The 17,078-nt window shown below is 71.9% G+C and carries 13 protein-coding genes and 1 pseudogene; 11 read left to right on the forward strand and 3 right to left on the reverse strand.

The genetic code is table 11. From position 1 onward, the window contains the following. Window positions 1-130: 130 nt before the first annotated feature. Window positions 131-226: pseudogene (locus ACFXB5_RS19155) on the reverse strand (pirin family protein); the annotation flags it as partial. Between the two features lie 28 nt (window positions 227-254). After that, window positions 255-1,778, reverse strand: a complete 1,524-nt coding sequence (locus ACFXB5_RS19160) for a DHA2 family efflux MFS transporter permease subunit (RefSeq protein ID WP_385209138.1) — start codon at window positions 1,776-1,778, stop codon at window positions 255-257. A gap of 95 nt (window positions 1,779-1,873) precedes the next feature. On the opposite strand from ACFXB5_RS19160, the gene ACFXB5_RS19165 reads away from it, so the two are divergent. From ACFXB5_RS19165 to ACFXB5_RS19215, 11 genes are all read left to right on the forward strand, one after another. Beyond that, the gene (locus ACFXB5_RS19165) at window positions 1,874-2,557 is read left to right on the forward strand and encodes a TetR/AcrR family transcriptional regulator (protein WP_385209141.1); all 684 of its coding nucleotides are present in this window, start codon (window positions 1,874-1,876) and stop codon (window positions 2,555-2,557) included. Between the two features lie 198 nt (window positions 2,558-2,755). Further along, complete coding sequence (locus ACFXB5_RS19170; RefSeq protein ID WP_385209143.1) at window positions 2,756-3,850, forward strand: ABC transporter substrate-binding protein; 1,095 nt, start codon at window positions 2,756-2,758, stop codon at window positions 3,848-3,850. A gap of 11 nt (window positions 3,851-3,861) precedes the next feature. Next, window positions 3,862-4,947 carry a FecCD family ABC transporter permease gene (locus ACFXB5_RS19175; RefSeq protein ID WP_385209255.1) on the forward strand — a complete coding sequence of 362 codons (1,086 nt, stop codon included), beginning with the start codon at window positions 3,862-3,864 and terminating at the stop codon, window positions 4,945-4,947. A gap of 74 nt (window positions 4,948-5,021) precedes the next feature. Next, window positions 5,022-5,795: an ABC transporter ATP-binding protein gene (locus ACFXB5_RS19180; protein ID WP_385209145.1), complete on the forward strand. Its 774-nt coding sequence runs from the start codon at window positions 5,022-5,024 to the stop codon at window positions 5,793-5,795. After that, window positions 5,792-7,222 (forward strand): MFS transporter, encoded by a 1,431-nt coding sequence (locus ACFXB5_RS19185; protein ID WP_385209148.1) that lies wholly within the window; start codon window positions 5,792-5,794, stop codon window positions 7,220-7,222. The genes ACFXB5_RS19180 and ACFXB5_RS19185 overlap by 4 nt, the downstream gene beginning before the upstream one ends. Window positions 7,223-7,258: 36 nt before the next feature. Beyond that, the gene (gene asnB / locus ACFXB5_RS19190; protein ID WP_385209151.1) at window positions 7,259-9,085 is read left to right on the forward strand and encodes an asparagine synthase (glutamine-hydrolyzing); all 1,827 of its coding nucleotides are present in this window, start codon (window positions 7,259-7,261) and stop codon (window positions 9,083-9,085) included. A 12-nt stretch (window positions 9,086-9,097) separates the two neighbouring features. Then, window positions 9,098-10,372, forward strand: coding sequence for a cytochrome P450 (locus ACFXB5_RS19195; protein WP_385209154.1), 1,275 nt, complete (start codon window positions 9,098-9,100; stop codon window positions 10,370-10,372). 145 nt (window positions 10,373-10,517) lie between these two features. Continuing rightward, window positions 10,518-11,453, forward strand: coding sequence for an L-tyrosine/L-tryptophan isonitrile synthase family protein (locus ACFXB5_RS19200; RefSeq protein WP_385209157.1), 936 nt, complete (start codon window positions 10,518-10,520; stop codon window positions 11,451-11,453). Window positions 11,454-11,578: 125 nt separating this feature from the next. Next, entirely contained in the window at window positions 11,579-11,836 is a 258-nt protein-coding gene (locus ACFXB5_RS19205; protein ID WP_385209160.1) for a hypothetical protein, read from the forward strand. Next, entirely contained in the window at window positions 11,836-14,151 is a 2,316-nt protein-coding gene (locus ACFXB5_RS19210; protein WP_385209163.1) for a heavy metal translocating P-type ATPase, read from the forward strand. Before ACFXB5_RS19205 ends, ACFXB5_RS19210 begins: the two co-directional genes overlap by 1 nt. A 70-nt stretch (window positions 14,152-14,221) precedes the next feature. Then, window positions 14,222-14,734 carry a copper chaperone PCu(A)C gene (locus ACFXB5_RS19215; protein ID WP_385209165.1) on the forward strand — a complete coding sequence of 171 codons (513 nt, stop codon included), beginning with the start codon at window positions 14,222-14,224 and terminating at the stop codon, window positions 14,732-14,734. Between the two features lie 38 nt (window positions 14,735-14,772). Here ACFXB5_RS19215 and ACFXB5_RS19220 read toward each other — a convergent pair whose 3' ends face one another. Beyond that, on the reverse strand, window positions 14,773-16,707 hold the full coding sequence (locus tag ACFXB5_RS19220) for an NAD-binding protein (RefSeq protein WP_385209258.1): 1,935 nt from the start codon (window positions 16,705-16,707) through the stop codon (window positions 14,773-14,775). Between the last annotated feature and the right edge of the window lie 371 nt (window positions 16,708-17,078).

A 17,078-nucleotide genomic window follows, 5' to 3' on the forward strand; every position in this document is an offset into this window, starting at 1 on the left:
CAATGTCCTGTGGGCCATGATCCGCGACGGAGCGTGCTACCAAGCCACACCAACTGTCACGGCAGCGGCTTGACATCAGCATTGGGAAGCCTTTCGGATGGGGCAATGGGGTCAATGGCAGGGAATGGGGTCAGCGGCGCGGGGGATTCCGGCGCGGGGTGATGGTGGCATTCGGCAGGGCGGGTGCCGGAAGGTGGTCCCCTGTGCCTCCCTCGACGTTACCGAAGCAAGGCGAGAGGCGACGGAGCCGGGGGTCAGCGGCGGCGGTGGGATAGGAGCCCCACCGCCGCGACGGCACCGAGGACCACGACGCCGATGCCCCCGAGCAGGGCGTTGGCCATACCGGCGGCGAATGCCTCGCGGGCCGCGTCGGCCAGATGGGCACCCGGTCGTCCGCCGAGTTCCGCCGCCGTATGCAGCGCGCCGGTCAGGGAGCCGCGGGTCGCTTCGGCCGCCTCAGGGGGCAGGCCGTCCACCGCGTCGCCCGTGTCGGAGCGGTAGGTGGTGTTGAAGACGCTACCGAGGACGGCGATCCCGAGCACTCCGCCCAGTTCACGGGTGAGGTCGTTCAGTGCGGAAGCCACCCCCTGCTTCTCGGGCGGTAGCGCGGTGACGATGGCCTCCGTGGCCGGGGTCGCGGCGAAAGCGATCCCGGCGCCGAGCAGGGTGGTACTGGCGAGGAAGGGCCAGATGCCTCCTCCGTCAACGGTGACTGCCAGTAGCCCCAGACCCGCGGCGATCAGAGCCATGCCCAGCCCCATCACGGCACGCATGCCGCTCCGTCGGGCGAACGCGGGGGCCGCGGGTGAAAAGATCATCGCGCCGACGGCCATCGCGACCAGGGCGAGCCCGGAGTGCAGCGGCGAGTAGCCGAGGATCTGCTGCAGATATTGAAGGCCGAGAAAGAAGAAGCCGAACATCGCGATCGACTCGGCGGTGATGACGAGCGAGCCCGCGGCGACGCCCCGTATCCGGAACACCCGTATGTCGAGCAGCGGCTGCGCGCTCCTCAGCTCCCAGCCGATGAACGCCGCGAGGCCGGTGGCGCCCACCGCGAAGCCCGTGCGTACCGCTCTGTCGGACCAGCCGCTTTCCGGGCCCTGCACGATGCCGAAGACCAGCGCCCCGACGCCCACGACCGACAGCAGTGCGCCCACCACGTCAAGCCGTATGGGTTCGGCGTTCTTCGAGGTGGGCGCGAGGATGGCCGCGACCACCAGGGCGAGGGTGGCGAGTCCGGCGTTCGCCACGAACACCGAACGCCAGGAGTATGCCTCCAGCAGCCCGCCGGCCATCAGTACGGCCAGCAGTGCCGAGCCGAAGCTGACCCCGGACCAGATGCCGACCGCCCGGCCGCGTTCATCGGGCGGGAAGACGTTGGTGATGATCGACAGGGTCATCGGCATGACCAGGGCAGCGCCCACGCCCGCCAGGCCGCGCAGGCTGATCACCAGATCCACGTCGTCGGTCCGGACGACGGCGCCCGAGGCCAGGGCGAAGAGAGCGAGACCTGTGAGCAGGACCCCCTTGCGGCCATAGCGGTCGCCGAGCGCACCACCCAAGAGCAGCAGGCCGGCGAAGGCCACCCCGTACGCATTCATGATCCATTGCAGCTCCGACTCGGTGGCCCGCAGATCGCGTGCCATGTCGGGCACCGCCACCAAGAGCGAGGCGAGCATGCCGACCACAACGGCGAGGGCGAGACACATCACCGCGAGTACGGCTTTCCGGTGGGCGGCCCCAGGTCGCACGGCCGGCGGAGCCGTGGATTGCCGCATGACGATCACTCCACTCAAGCAACTGTTTAAAACGATCGTTTAAAGTAGAGCATGGGCTTCTTGTTTGAATCAAGCGTTCGTTTAAACTTGAGGGGATGAACGAGACCCGTTCCGCCGAGAGCGGACCCCGCTCGCCCGCGGACCAGCCCCGCCACGTCTCCACTCGCGAACGCCTCCTCGACGCCGCGGAGCGGCTCTTCGGTGAGCAGGGCTTCGCTGCCACCTCACTGCGGGCGGTGACGGTCGAGGCCGACGCCAACGTGGCAGCGGTGAACTACCACTTCGGCTCCAAAGAAGGGCTGCTGCGCGCGGTCGTCGAGCGCACGATGGCCGTGGTCAACGGTGAGCGCATGCGCCTGCTGGAGGAACTGCGCACCTCCGGTCACCAGCCCACCGTGGAGGAACTGGTGCGCGCCTTCGTCCTGACCGGCGCGCGTCTCGTGGAGCGGAGCGGTGAACGCGGCACGGACGTCGCCCGGTTCCTCGGCCGTGTGATGGCCGAGCGCGACCCGGCCATCCGACGCCTCTTCGGGGCGGAGGTCAGTCCCGTGGAGGGCCGATACCTCGAAGCCCTGCAGGCCGCGCTTCCCCAGTTGTCCCCGGACGAGGTCGGCTTCCGTTATCGCTCCATGGTCGGCCTGCTGGGCCTCTATCAGTCAGGTGTCCTCACCGATCTCCACCCGGGCCGCGCCGTCGCGGCCACAACCGCGAACGCCGACGCCGAACGTCTGATCACCCTGCTGGCCTCGGCGTTCCACGCACCGCCCACCACCGGCTGACCTGGCGGCTGATGCTCCCACGCGGACCCCGGAGGGGGTGTGCGGTGGCCACGGCGAGGCGGGGATGCGCCTGGGAGAGCTGATCGGCGGTGACCTTCTCGTCCGACGCGTGGGCGGGAACCGATGCCATATCCGCCACGACTACTGGACCGGGGCGACGTTCCCCCCTGTGCGCCAAGTGGATCCAGGAGAGTTTCGATGCGTTCTCGTGTGTGGTGGGGTACGACGGCCGTCGTGCTGGGCGGCCTCCTCGTGGCGGGCTGTGGCGACGGAGGCGGCAGTGGGGGCGGCGACGAGGCGAGTGCCGGCGCCGAGAAGCCCGCCACCGGCGACTACCCGGTCACCGTCACCGACTGCACGGGCGCCGAGACCACGTTCTCGGAGGCTCCCGAGAAGATCGTCACCAGTAACGCCTCCAGCCTGGAGCTGCTGCTCCGCCTGGGCGCCGGTGACAAGGTGCTCGGCACCGGCTTCCCGCCCGGCAAGGGCACGCTGCCCGGTGAACTCGACGCGCGGGCGCGGAAGGTGAAGGTGCTCGCCCAGTCCGTGATCCCGAAGGAGAAGCTCCTCGGCTCCGGCGCGGATGTGTACATCGACACCTTCGCCTCGATGAACATGGGCGGCGGCATGGGCGACGCTCCGACGGAGGAGGAGTACAAGGCGGCCGGGATCAAGCACATCTACCTCAAGTCCACCGCCTGTGCGGCACGGAACAAGAGCGCGCTGACCGAGCTGTCCGCGGTGGAGGCCGACATCACCTCCCTCGGCGCGGTCACCGGTACGAGCGCGAAGGCGAAGGAACTCGTCGACGGCATGAAGGAGAAGGTGGGCGCCGTCCGGAAGGCGGTCGGCGAGACGGCGGAGGATGAGCGGCCGACGTACTTCTTCTTCGACTACGACGCCGGTACCAAGCAGCCCACCGCCGTCTGCAAGAGGCAGGTCGCCAACGCGGTGATCACGCTGGCCGGTGCCCGCAATGTCTTCGCCGACTGCGACGGCGACTACAAGCAGGTCGGCTGGGAGGATGTCATTTCCAGGAACCCGGACTGGATCCAGTTGGGCGTCCGTAACCGGGGCAGCGAGGCGGCGAACGAGAAGGCGTTCGACGAGGCGCGGAAGTGGCTCGAGTCGAACTCCGCCACCAAGGGCCTGAAGGCCGTCAGGGAAGGCCACTTCCTGCGCATCGGCTCCGAGCAGACCACCATCGCCGGCGTCGAGAACGCCGACACCGTCCAGAAGATCGCCAAGACCCTCTACCCGGGCAAGACCGTCTACCCGGGCAAGGTCGGCTGACCGTGCTCGATATCACGGTGAGCGGTAAGGGCACCACCGATGGCGCCACCGACGCCCCCGCGCGCACGCGGCGTTCCGTGCCCGCCGGGCCGCTGGCGCTGCTCCTCGCGGTCGGGCTGCTCGCGGCCCTCACCGCGGCGGTCGCCTGGGGTTCCACATCGATCCCGCCGGGTGAGGTGTGGAGCGTGGTCTGGCGCAGACTGACCGGCCATGCCCCCAGGCCCGGCACGAACGATCTGATCGTCTGGCAACTGCGCCTTCCTCGCGCTCTGTTGGCCGCGCTGGTGGGTGCCGGGCTCGGTCTGGTCGGTACGGCGATGCAGGCCCTCGTCCGCAACCCGCTGGCCGACCCGTACTTCCTGGGCGTCTCCAACGGCGCCTCCCTCGGCGCCGTCGCCGCCATCGTCCTCGGCCTCGGCACCGGGGGCGCTCTGGGTCTCGGCCTGTCCGGCGCCGCGTTCGCGGGGGCCCTGGCCACCTTCGCTCTCGTCTGGGCGGTGGCCCGGCGCGGCGGGGGGTTCGCACCGCTCAGACTGGTGCTCGCCGGGGTGGCCATCGGGCAGTTCCTGTCCGGCTTCACCAGCTACCTCGTCCTCCAGGCCGGGGACGAGCAGCAGACGCACAGTGTGCTGTTCTGGCTCATGGGCAGCCTGAGCGGCGCGAGCTGGCCCCTGCTGGCCGCCCCGGCGGTGGCGGTTCCGGCGGTCCTGCTGCTGCTCCAGGCCCGGGCCCGGGGGCTCAACGCGCTGCTGATGGGTGATGAGACGGCCGCCGGGCTCGGCATCGACGTCGTACGGCTGCGCCGTGAGCTGTTCGCGGTCACCAGCCTGCTCACCGGTGTCCTCGTCGCGGTCTCCGGGGCCATCGCCTTCGTCGCGCTCATGGTCCCCCACGTCTGCCGTCTGGTGGTCGGCGGTGACCACCGTCGCCTGCTGCCCGTGTCGGCGCTCTTCGGCGCGCTGCTGCTGGTGGTGGTCGACCTCGTGTGCCGCACGGCCATGGAGGCGCAGGAACTGCCGGTCGGGGTCGTCACCTCGCTGATCGGCGCTCCGGCGCTGCTGTATCTGCTGGACCGGCGGTTGGGGAGCGGGAGTTGAGGACCGGACGGAGGGCAGAAGGGGCGGTCCTGCCCGAGGAAGCGGGAGCCGAGGACGGACCGGGGGAGCGTCGGTTGAGGATCGACATCGAGGACCTGAATGTCGCGTATGCCGGACGCACGGTCGTGGCCGGTGCCCACCTCATCGCGGCCGCGGGCGAGATCACCGGCCTGGTCGGGCCCAACGGCAGCGGCAAGTCCACCCTCCTGCGAACCGTGTACCGGCATCTGAAGCCCGCCGCCGGGCGCGTTCTGCTCCAGGGCACCGACATCCGCGAGCTGAGCCCCGCCCGGTCGGCCCGGCATATCGCCGCCCTTCCGCAGGAGCGCGGTGAGGACTTCGAGCTGACCGTGGGTGAGGTCGTCGCCATGGGGCGCACCCCCTACAAGCGGGCGTTCGCCGGGGAGGACGCCGCCGACCGGGACATGGTCGCCCGTGCCCTCGCCGATGTCGGCATGGCGGACCACTCCGCCCGCCGCTTCACCGAGCTGTCCGGCGGCGAACGCCAACGCGTGCTGCTGGCTCGCGCGTTCGCCCAAGGGACGGACGTACTGGTCCTGGACGAGCCGACGAACCACCTCGACATCCGCCACCAGGTCGAACTGCTCGCCCTGCTGCGCGGCCGCCGCCGTACGACCCTGGTCTCGCTGCATGACCTCAATGCCGCCGCTTCCGTGTGCGACCGGCTCCACGTCCTGCACGACGGCCGCGTGGTCGCCTCCGGAGCACCCCGCGACGTGCTGCGGCCGGCCCTGCTGGCCGAGGTGTTCGGCGTGCGCGCGGCCGTGATCGAGCACCCACTGACCGGGGACCCGCTGATCGCCTTCGACCATCGGGAGAGCGCATGACGGACGATGCTTCGGGTGCGGAGCGGCGCGGGGACGTGTCGGAGCGGCCCGGGGACGTATCCGAGGTCCACGACCGCTGGCTCCTGGTGTTCGTGGCAGGCGTGCTGTCGTTCGTGGCGATGCTCGACATGAACATCGTGAACGTGGCGCTCGCGGACATCTCCGAGGGCCTGGGGGTGTCGGCCGCGGCGGCGCAGTGGGTGATCCTGGGCTATCAACTCCCGGTCGTCGCACTGCTGTTGCCCGTCGGTCGCTGGCTCGACGACATGGGCGTCCGCCCCGCGCTGCTGGCCGCGACCGCCGGCTTCGGGTTGTGCAGCGCGCTCGCTGCCGCGTCCCCCTGGGCGTTCTGGCTGATCGCCGCCCGGATCGGACAGGGCGCGTGCGGCGCCGTGCTGTTCGTGCTGATGCCGGTGCTGGCGGTCCGTTCCGTACGGCCGGAGCTGCGCGGGCGCGCGATGAGCGTGCCGGCGACCCTCGGCCCCCTGGGCGCCGTCATCGGACCGGCGGTCGGAGGGCTGGTCCTGGACCATCTGGGCTGGCGCTGGATCTTCCTGGTCAAGATCCCGCTCTGTCTGGCGGCGCTGGCAGTGGTGTGGCGGGCGATGCCCCGGGGCGGGCGCCCGCGCGGCCCGGACCGCCGTTCCCTTGCCGATACGGCCCTGGTGGCTACCGGAGTAACGATCCTGCTGTTGGCCCTGACCCTGGTCTCCGACGCGCCCGCCTGGCTCACTCTCGCCCTCGTCGCCGTACCGCCGCTGTGGTGGTGGCTGCGGGGTCCGGGCGGCCGTCCGGTGACCGATGTGCTGCGGGCGGCGGGGCTGCTGCGGGTGCACGGCGCGGTGCTGGCGCTGGCGGTGGGCTTCGCCGCCATGCATTACGTGGTCGCCTTGCACCTCCAGCACGACGAGGACGTCAGCGCGACCACCACGGGCCTGACCGTGCTCGCCTTCCCCCTCGGCATGGGGCTGGCGGGCCCGCTCGGCGGACGGCTCGCCGACCGCTACGGTGCCAGGCCCGTCGCGGTCACCGGTGCCGCCCTCACCGCCACCGGGCTGCTGCTGCTCGTCCTGCCGGGCGACGGCTGGTCACCGCCCGAGGTGGCCTGGCGGCTGGTCGTGGCCGGACTCGGCATGGGGCTGACCGGCGGACCCACCCAGGCCCTGGTCATGGGCGCCGCTCCGGCGGGCCGCGCCGCCACGGTCGGCTCCACGGTGCAGCTCGCCCGCAGCCTCGGCTTCACGCTCGGCCCGGCTCTCGCCACGGCGGCCTGGCGGCTGACGGGCCCGGACGGCGGCGCACGGACGGGCCTGGCGCTGGCCGCCACCGCCGCCTGCCTCGCCGTGCCACTGCTCGCCCTGCCTGCCCGAGGTCCGGCGAACCTCCCCGGGAACGCCACCGACGCGGCACCCGCCACACCCCGCTGAGCCATCGATCCCCAGCCCTCACCGAGGAGCGTACCCATGTGCGGAATCACCGGCTGGGTGTCCTTCCACCAGGACGCCCGCACCCAGGCCCCGGTCATCGAGGCCATGACCGCCGCTCTCACCCCGCGCGGGCCCGACGCGGGCGGAGTCTGGCTCGGCGAGCACGCCGCGATCGGCCACCGTCGCCTGGCCGTCATCGACATCGAAGGCGGCGCACAGCCGATGACCGACCGGCAGGATGCCCCGACGAGCGTCCTCACCTACAGCGGTGAGATCTACAACCACCATGAGCTGCGCGCCCAACTGAGAAATCTGGGCCACGAGTTCCGGACCCGCAGTGACACCGAGGTGGTATCGCGCGCCTACGCCGAGTGGGGCGAGGCGGTGGCCGACCACCTGGACGGCATGTTCGCGTTCGCGGTGTGGGACGAGCGGCAGCGGCGGCTGCTCCTGGTCCGCGACCGGCTGGGCGTCAAGCCCCTGTTCTGGGCGGCCGTCGACGGCGGTCTGGCTTTCGCCTCCGAACCCAAGGCACTCTTCGCCCACCCGGAGATACGGCCCCGGGTGGACGCGGACGGGCTGCGCGAGGCGTACAGCCTGCTGTTCAACACCGGTCCGACAGTGTGGTCGGGCGTACGGGAGGTCGAGCCCGGCGGTCTCCTCCTCCTGAACCGGCACGGCATCCGCGAACGCCGCTACTGGCAGCTGGGGGCCGGCGTCCACCCGGATGACCGGGACGCGACCGTCGCCCGTGTGCACGACCTGGTGAGCACCGCTGCCCGCGCCCAGCTGGAGGCCGACGTCCTCCTGTGCTCCCTGATGTCCGGCGGCATCGACTCCACCGTCCTGACCGCCCTGCTCGCTGACGAACTGCGGCTGCGCGAGGGCCCGGACGCCCGCATCCGCTCCTACGCCGTCGACCACAGCGACCAGGCCGAGAGCTTCACCGGCGACGTCCTGCGCACCGGACACGACACCCCGTACGCCACGGAAGCGGGCGCGTTCATCGGCACCGATCACAGCACGGTCGTGCTGGACCCGCGTGCCCTGCTCGACCCCGAGCACCGCGAGGCCGTGGTCGTGGCCCGCGACTCGCCGATCGGTGTCGGCGACATGGACACCTCCCTCTACCTCCTCTTCGGGGAGATCCGGAAACACTCCACCGTCGCCGTGTCCGGTGAGGCCGCCGACGAGGTCTTCGGCGGCTACCCCTGGTTCCACGACCCCAAGGCGCTCGCCGCGCCCACCTTCCCCTGGCTGCTGGTGACCGGCGACGAGGCCGCCATGCCGCTCAACCCCGAACTCGACCTGCGCATCGGCGAGTTCCGCGAGGACACATACCGCGGCGCCCTGGCCGCCGTACCGCACCTCGAAGGCGAGTCGGAGACCGAGCACCGGCAGCGCGAGATGCAGCACCTGTCGCTCACCCGCTGGCTGCGCCAGCTCCTGCACCGCAAGGACCGGCTGAGCATGGCACAGGGCCTGGAAGTACGCGTCCCCTACTGCGACCACCGGCTCGTCGAGTATGCCTTCACCTCCCCATGGGCGCTGAAGAGCTTCGACGGCCGGGAGAAGAGCCTGCTGCGCGCGGCGGGCACGGGGCTGGCGCCCGAGTCGGTGCTGCACCGGCCCAAGAACCACTACCCGGCCACCCACCACCCCGACTACAACCGCGGCCTTCAGGACATGGCCCGCGACGCGCTCGCCGACGACCGGGTCCGCTCCCTCGCCGACGAGACCCGCATCAAGCCCTGCCTCGACACCGCGCCCGATCAACTCCGGTGGGGCCACCGGCTGCGCCTCGAACGCGTCGTCGACCTCGCCCTCTGGCTCGACCACTACCAGCCCGACCTCGCCCTCTGAGGAGCGCCCGCCATGACCCTCCAGGAGCCTCTGCCCGCCATGGACGCGGACGGCCCGCGCGAACCCCTGCCCGACCCGGTCCCGCTCATGGGCTGCCCGTACAAGGCCGACCCCTATCCGCTGTACCAGCGGATGCGGGAGAGCGGTCCCGTCCATCGCGTCCTGTTCCCCAGCGGTGTGCACGCCTGGCTCGTCACCGGTTACGAGGCCGCCCACGCCGCGCTGAACGACGACCGCCTGGGCAAGAGCCACGACCGCGGCAACGACCACTGGCGCGCCCGCGCCTCGATCATGCCCGAGCCACAGCACTCCCAGCTCCAGGTCCACCTCCTGCACCAGGACCCGCCCCGGCACACCCGCATGCGGCGCCTCGTCACCGACGCCTTCACCCCGCGCCGTATCGAGCGACTGAGGCCCCGTTTCCAGGAGCTGGCCGACGCCCTCGTCGACGCCCTCCCGGGAACCGGTCCCACGGACCTCGCCACCGGCTTCGCCGCCCACTTTCCCTTCCGGGTCCTCGCCGAAGTGATCGGCCTGCCAACCGAGTTGGCCGCCCGCTTCGACCGCGACTGGGGCAAGGTCGTCCAGCCGGTGGGCCCCACCGACCCCGGACGCCCGCTGTACGAGGCCCGTCTGCACGGACTGCAGAGCTACATCGCCGACGTCGTCGCCCACAAGCGCGAACACCCGGAGGACGACCTGCTCAGCGGCCTCGTCGTGGCCCGCGACCGCCGAGAGCTGTCGCCGGAGGAGCTGGACTCGATGATCTTCCAGCTCCTCGTGGCCGGCCAGGAGCCGGTCACCAACCAGATCACCACCGACCTGATCGCCCTCTTCCGCCACCCCGCCGAGCTCGCCCGGCTGCGCGACAACCCGGACCTGACACCCCGCGCGGTCGACGAACTCCTCCGCCACGACAGCGCCTTCGAGCTGACCACATGGCGCTTCCTCGACCAGGACGGCGACCTGCACGGTACGAGGATCCCGGCCGGTGACTCAGTGATCATCTCGCTGTGCGCCGCCAACCGCGACCCGCGCCGCTTCCCCGACCCCGACGCACTCGACCTCGACCGCTCGCCCAACCCCCACCTGGCCTTCGGCCACGGCATCCACTTCTGCCCCGGAGCCGCCCTCGCCCGAGCCGAGCTCCAGATCGCCCTGGACACCCTCCTGGCCCGCCTCCCCGGACTGTGCCTGGCCATCGACGACGGGGACATCGAGTGGATCCCGGCGGTCCTCGGACGGGGCACCAACCACCTGCTCGTCGGCTACGACCGGCGCATCTGACCCGGCGCCGGTGACCACCGGCCTCCCCTGATCGTCCCGGCTGATCCCACCCGTTCCCACCCGTAGGCGCCCGGCGCGGCACGCCGAGGCGCCATACGGCCATGCCCGCATGCCCGGTCGCACACCTTCACGGAGGACCCCATCCATGCCGCTGACGACTACGCCGGACACCCGCTCCACGAGCGGCATCAGCGCCGCCATCCTCAACCTGCTCCTGCCGCACCACCGCACGACCACCGCCGCGCCCGGGGGAGTGGTGGCGTTCCCGCACCAACTGCGCCAGATCGCCGACTTCGTACGCGCCGGAGAACCCGTGGTCTTCACCCTGCCCGGCTTCCCCTGCAAGTCCCCCAACCCCGCCAAGGTCCTCGGCCACCTCCCCGACCAGGGCGAACGCCTGTCCCTCGGCTTCCTGAACACCCTGTGCGGGGAGATCGAGCGGATCCACACGCCGGGCGCCCGCGTGATCATCTGCTCCGACGGCCATGTCTTCGGAGACCTCATCCGCGTCCCGGACGACCACATAGACGGCTACGCGGACGCACTCGGACACCTCATACGGGAGGCGGGCCTGCACCGCCTCTCCGTCTTCGATCTGCGCGATGTGCTGGGGGACCTGCCCCACGGCGCCAAGCGCGCCCGGGTGCACCAGCGGTACGCCCCCACCCTGGAGGCGCTGCGGGCGGAGGTCCGCTCCGAGGGCCACACCCTGGCCCTGTACCGGGGCATCACCCGATTCCTCGTCGACGACACCGCGGACTTCACCGGCACCCGCTCCGCCCTCCAGCGCGAATGCCGCAAACGCGCGTACGGCGTCATCCGGCGCAGTCGCGCCTGGGGCGCTCTGATCGCCGAGCACCACCCTCGCGCCGTCCGGTTGTCCATCCACCCCCAGGCCATCGGCGCCCCGAAGTTCGGCATCCGCCTCCTCGACGCCCCCGACGTCTGGACCACCCCCTGGCACTCCGCCGCCCTGCACCGCACCGACGGCACCTGGACCCTCATGCCCCGCACCCGCGCGGAACAGCTCGGCCGCCTCGTCCACCGGCACGGCAGACCGAGCCATTACGAACAGGGCTGAGCCCGCGCCCCCGCTGTGGCACGCGTCACCGCAAGGCATCGGAACTCGGGTGCCGGCCGGTCCGACTCCTCTACCGGTACGGCTGGACTGGCTGAGGCCGTACGAAGCGATCGGAGTTTCGTCACATGGAGCAGAACCACCGACCCGCCCGAGGCAGGGCGGCCGCGTCGCTGTCCGGAGCATTGCCCCCGCCGGCGCTGTGCGGCTTCCTCCTGCTGCTCGTGGTGGTGTTCGCCGCTTCCTACGCCGTCGGCACGAGCGTCGGGCCCGTCGCCCCCGGCATGCACGGCACCGGCACGACGCAGGACGGCTCGGGAGGCGGCCACGACGGCGGCGGCATGGACATGGACGGCATGGGCACGGACCAGGGAAGCGGGCGCTGATGGCCGCCGAATCGACCTCTGTGACGGTCGTGACCGACCTCTCCGTCGGCGGAATGACCTGTGCGGCCTGTGTGCGGCGCGTCGAGAAGAAGCTGGCCAGACTGGACGGGGTCACGGCGAGTGTGAACCTCGCCACCGGCCGGGCCCGGGTGAACCACCCGCCCGGAGTCGGCCCGGACCAGCTGATCGCGGCCGTCGAGCAGGCCGGCTACTCCGCCGCGCTCCCCGAGCCGCCCAGGAAGCGACGGCACGAGGACGGGGACGAGGCGGAGGACGCCCGGCGGGAGCGGGACCGGCTGGTGATCACGACCCTGCTCGCGGTGCCGGTGCTGGTCCTGTCGATGGTTCCCGGTCTGCAGTTCCGCAACTGGCAGTGGCTGTGCTTCGTACTCGCCGCGCCCGTCGTCGTCTGGGGAGCCTGGCCCTTCCACCTGCGGGCGGCGCGCGGACTGCGACACTCGGCGGCGACCATGGACACCCTGGTGTCGCTGGGAGTCGTGGCTTCCTTCGCCTGGTCCTCCTACGCGCTGTTCTGCGGCGGCGCCGGAGATCCCGGCATGCGGATGCCGTTCAGCCTGGTGCCCACCGCCTCGGACGGCGTCGCCCACATCTATCTGGAGGCCGCCGTCGGCGTACCGCTGTTCGTCCTGGCGGGCCGCTACCTGGAAGCACGGGCCCGGCGGGGAACCGGCGCGGCACTGCGCTCACTGGCCCGGCTGGCCGCCAAGGAGGTCTCGGTACGCGACGGCGACGGCGAGCGCCTGATCCCGATCGGACAACTGAGGGTCGGTCAGGTCTTCGCCGTCCGGCCCGGGGAGCGCCTGGCCACCGACGGCACGGTCGTGGAGGGCGGCTCGGCCGTCGATCTCTCCCTGGTGACCGGGGAGAGCGAGCCGGTGGAGGTCGGCCCCGGGACACCGGTGATCGGCGGTGCCGTCAACGCCGGAGGGCTGATTCTCGTACGGGCCACCGCGGTGGGAGCCGACACACAACTGTCCCGTATCACGCAGCTGGTGACCGAGGCCCAGGCGGGCAAGGCACGGGCGCAGCGGCTCGCCGACCAGGTCGCGGGGGTCTTCGTCCCCGTCGTGCTCGCCCTGGCCGTCACGGTGCTCGGATTCTGGCTCGGGGCCGGCGCCGAGCCACAGGCAGCGATCACCGCGTGCGTGGCCGTCCTGGTCGTGGCGTGCCCCTGTGCGCTGGGCCTGGCGACCCCCACCGCCCTGATGGCGGCGACCGGCCGGGGCGCCCAACTCGGGGTCCTGGTCAGCGGGGCGCGGGCGCTGGAGGGACTGCGGCACCTCGATGCCGTGGTGCTCGACAAGACCGGCACTCTCACCTCCGGGCATATGAGCGTCGCCCGGGTCACGGCCGTGCCGGGCGGACTCGGCGAGGAGCGAGTGGTCCGGCTGGCGGGCGCGGTCGAACAGGGATCGGAACATCCGCTGGGGCGTGCCATCACCGCGTATGCCCGGCGAACCGTTCCCGGGGAGCCGCTTCCGCCCGTGGCCGACTTCCTCGCGCTGCCGGGGAGGGGCGTCCGCGGACGGGTGGCGGGTCGGCTGATCGAGGTCCTGGCCCCGGACGACGCGTTGCCTCCCGCCTTGGCCCGGGTGCTGCGGGCCAGTGAGACCGCCGCCCGCACACCGGTCATGGTCCGCGTCGACGGCGAGACCGAGGCGCTGATCGAGATCGGGGACGTTCTGCGACCGGGAAGCTACCGGGCCGTGGACCGGCTCCGCCGCCTGGGGGTGCGACCCGTGCTCGCCACCGGCGACCGGGAGGCGCCCGCCCGCGCCGTCGCCGCCGACCTCCGCATCGAGGAGGTGCACGCCCGCTGTACCCCGGAGGACAAGGCCGCCCTCGTCCGCGAGCTACGGGAGCGGGGCTGCCGGGTCGCCGTCGTCGGCGACGGTGTCAACGACGCGGCCGCCCTGGCCGGCGCCGACCTCGGCATCGCCATGGGCACGGGCACGGACGTGGCGATCGGGGCGGCCGACGTGACCCTGGTACGCGGTGACATCGAGACCCTGGCGGACGCGGTCAGCCTCGCCCGTAGTGCCCTGGGCACGATCCGGTCCAACCTGCTGTGGGCGTTCGGCTACAACGTCGTGACCGTGCCGCTGGCCATGGTCGGCCTGCTCAACCCCATGCTGGCCGCGGCCGCGATGTCGGCCAGCTCGCTGCTCGTGGTCGGCAACAGCCTGCGACTGCGTGTCTGGCAGCCGTCACCGACCGGCAGACCGACCGGCAGACCGACCGGCAGACCGACTGGCGGACGCCCTGCCCGGCCCGCCGCCCGGACACCACTGTGATGCCCCTGTTCGCCGCTTGTGGACCGCCTGCCCGCGACCGCGGCCCGACACCGAGGTGGAGACCCGCCCGATGACGAACCCCTCCTGGACGCCCAGCCACCGTCGCCTCACGGACTCCCTGCGGGCCGCGGTCGCTCCGGCCTGCGCCTGTGTCCTGGCGCTGGGTGGCCTCGCCGTGTGGACCGCCTCGGGCAACGCGGGCAGTCCTCCGCGTATCGACGTCACCGACGCACGGCTCTTCCTTCCGGCCCCGGGAGTGCCCCGGACCGCCGCGTTCTTCCGGATCACCAACACCGGCGGTGTGCGGGACCGGTTGGTCGAGGTGACGTCCTCCGCGGTCACCGCAGGGATCTCGCTCAGCCGTCACCGGATGACCGGGCGGGGATCGGCCTACCCGCAGGCCGCGGAGTTCCTGCCGGTTCCGGCGGGTGGCACGCTCGACATGTCACCGTTCACCAGTGATGTGACCGTCCCGGCCACAGCCCGCTGGCGGGCCGGTGACCTGGTGCCCTTCACCCTCCGTTTCGAACACAGCGGACGTGTCGAGGCCAACGCCGTCGTCGTGCGGCCCGGCGAGGGCTGAGTGAGCCTGCTCGAGTCCGGGCGACGACTCCGCCTGGTTCACCGGTCAGCTCCCTGCGATCCGTTCATATCGGCGGGTGAATGACCGGCGAGAAGTTCACCCAGGCCCTGGCGGGTGACGGCCAGCACCACGCGGTCCTGTGACCGCAGGACGTAATCGGGGCGCGGTTCCCACACCAGGGCCGGTTGCCGGGCGGCTCCGTCATAGCGGGGTGCCGCCGCGAGGTCGCGTTGCCGGTCCTCGGGTTCGGCCGTATCCAGTGCGATCACCCGCCAGGCGCCCGGTGCGAACGCTTCGGCGACGGTACGTCCCTCCAGTTGCGGATGTCCGGCGACGTGCAGTGCGGCGAAGATCAGCACCCGGCGCTCGACCGGTATGGCGCCCAGGACCTGGCGGCCCATCATCGCCCCGGCGAAGGCGGGCGCCGCCAGGCTGGAGACGCTGCGGCTGCGGGTCAGCGCCTGTGGATGGGCGGCGCGCAGGGTGCGGTAGACGGCGGTGGCGAAGTGGTCGTCGTACAGGCGCAGGGCCACCCGCAGCCGGGGTTTGACCGAGCGGGCGTACAGTGTCGCCTCCAGGTTGGTGGTGTCGCCACTGGTCAGGGCGAGCAGGGCGTGTGCGCGTTGGATCTTGGCGGCCTCCAGGACGCCCTCCTGGGTGACATCGCCGATGACGGTCGGTACCCCCAGCCTGCGGGCCAGCGGGATGCCGCGAGCCCCGGGATCCTCTTCCACGCACACCAGGGGGATGTCCATCTCCCGGAGTCTGGCCAGGACCCGGGTGCCGACCTTGCCGAGCCCGAGCAGCACGACGTGGCCGGAGAGGCCGCGCGGAGGCCGGCGCAGCGCGGACGCGGTGCGGAAGGTGCCCAGCGCTTCGAGCGCGGCGGCCACCAGGACGGGCAGCAGAAGCAGTCCGGTCAGCCCGGAGAGGAGCTGGAGGATCTTGCGTCCGGTCGGCTCGTCGAGCGCCGGGTCGTCGATGGCCAGGACGTCCAGCACCGTGAGGTAGGCCCCGTGGAGGAGACCGGCCCCGGTGAAGTACCAGGAGGCGATGGCGAGCCCGAGCACGGCGGTTGCCATGCCGGCGACGGACCAGCGCAGTCGGCGGGAGAAGAGTGAGGCGAGCGGCAGTCTGCGGCTGCCGAGCCGACGAGACGGCAGCGGGCTGCCGGTGGCGGAGACGGCTTCCAGCACCACCGTGCCGCGCCCGGTGGCGGCGGCGACCTCCTCGTCTCCTGGCAGCAGTCTGGGCCCTTCGTCTCCGCTGCCCTCGGAGCCCTCGCTGCCGCCCGGGTCGCTGGTGGTGGACGAGAGCAGGGCGAGGGTGCACAGCCCCGGATCGGCGACCTCGTCGGAGCCGGACGGAAGGCGCTCGGCCGCGCGCAGCAGGAGCCCGTCGGCCTGTACCACCTTGCTGGTGCCCGCGACGGCGGTGGCCGCGAGCGCGGGGGCGACGGTGTCGGCGTCCGACAGCACCGTGGTGGCCGCGTCCAGCTCGGCCGGGTCCATGCCGGGGGCGGCGACCCACGCCGCTTGGTCGAGGAGTTCCTCCAGGTGCTGGCCGAGTTTGCGGTTGTAGAGCCGGATGACCAGGCGCAGCCGGGGGTTGAGACGGCGAGCGCGGAGCGCGGCGTGGATGTTGGCCTCGTCGTCGTCATGGACCAGGGCCAGCGCCGTCGCATGCTCGATACCCGCCTCGGCCAGCACCTCGTCGTCCAGCACCGGGGGTTCCATGACCTCCACTCCCCGGTACGGGGCGGCGTCGTCCGGGGACGTCGGCAGCGGGCCCCGCCCGACGGCCGTGCTCAACCGGCCGAAAAGCGCGGCGGCACGGCCTCCCGCCATCCCCCGTCCCGTGGGTTCCGCCAGGGAGACACCGCCCGGGATGATGAGCGTCACCCGGGCCCGGTAGACGTGGTGGAGTTCCGCGGCCAGGCGGTGTGCGAGCGCGTCGTCACCGCAGACGACCATGTGCGGTGCGGTCGGCCGGGGTGGTGCGGCGGATGAAGAGAACACGACGTCGAAGCCCCCGTTCGGTCAGTGGGTGTCGGCGGTCACCTCAGGGCGAAGTACCGCAGCCACAGGTATCCGAGGCACAGTGTCACCGTCACGGCGGTGACGACCAGTCCGTACCGGCACCGTGGAGCTTGACCTCAGGGCAAGGCCAAGGCTCAAAGGGCCCGAAGAGCGCCGTCTTTCCTTCCGCTGGGCAGAAAGCCGACTTCCGGGTGTCGCCGGCGCACCTTACGGTGCGGTCGCGCTGCGCTTCCGCAGCGCGCACCCGCGCCGCATCCTGGAGGTCCATCGATGCGTCCAACCCGTCGTTCGTCCAGAAGGACTTC

The organism is Streptomyces sp. NPDC059455, from assembly GCF_042750115.1.
Taxonomy (GTDB): domain Bacteria; phylum Actinomycetota; class Actinomycetes; order Streptomycetales; family Streptomycetaceae; genus Streptomyces; species Streptomyces endocoffeicus.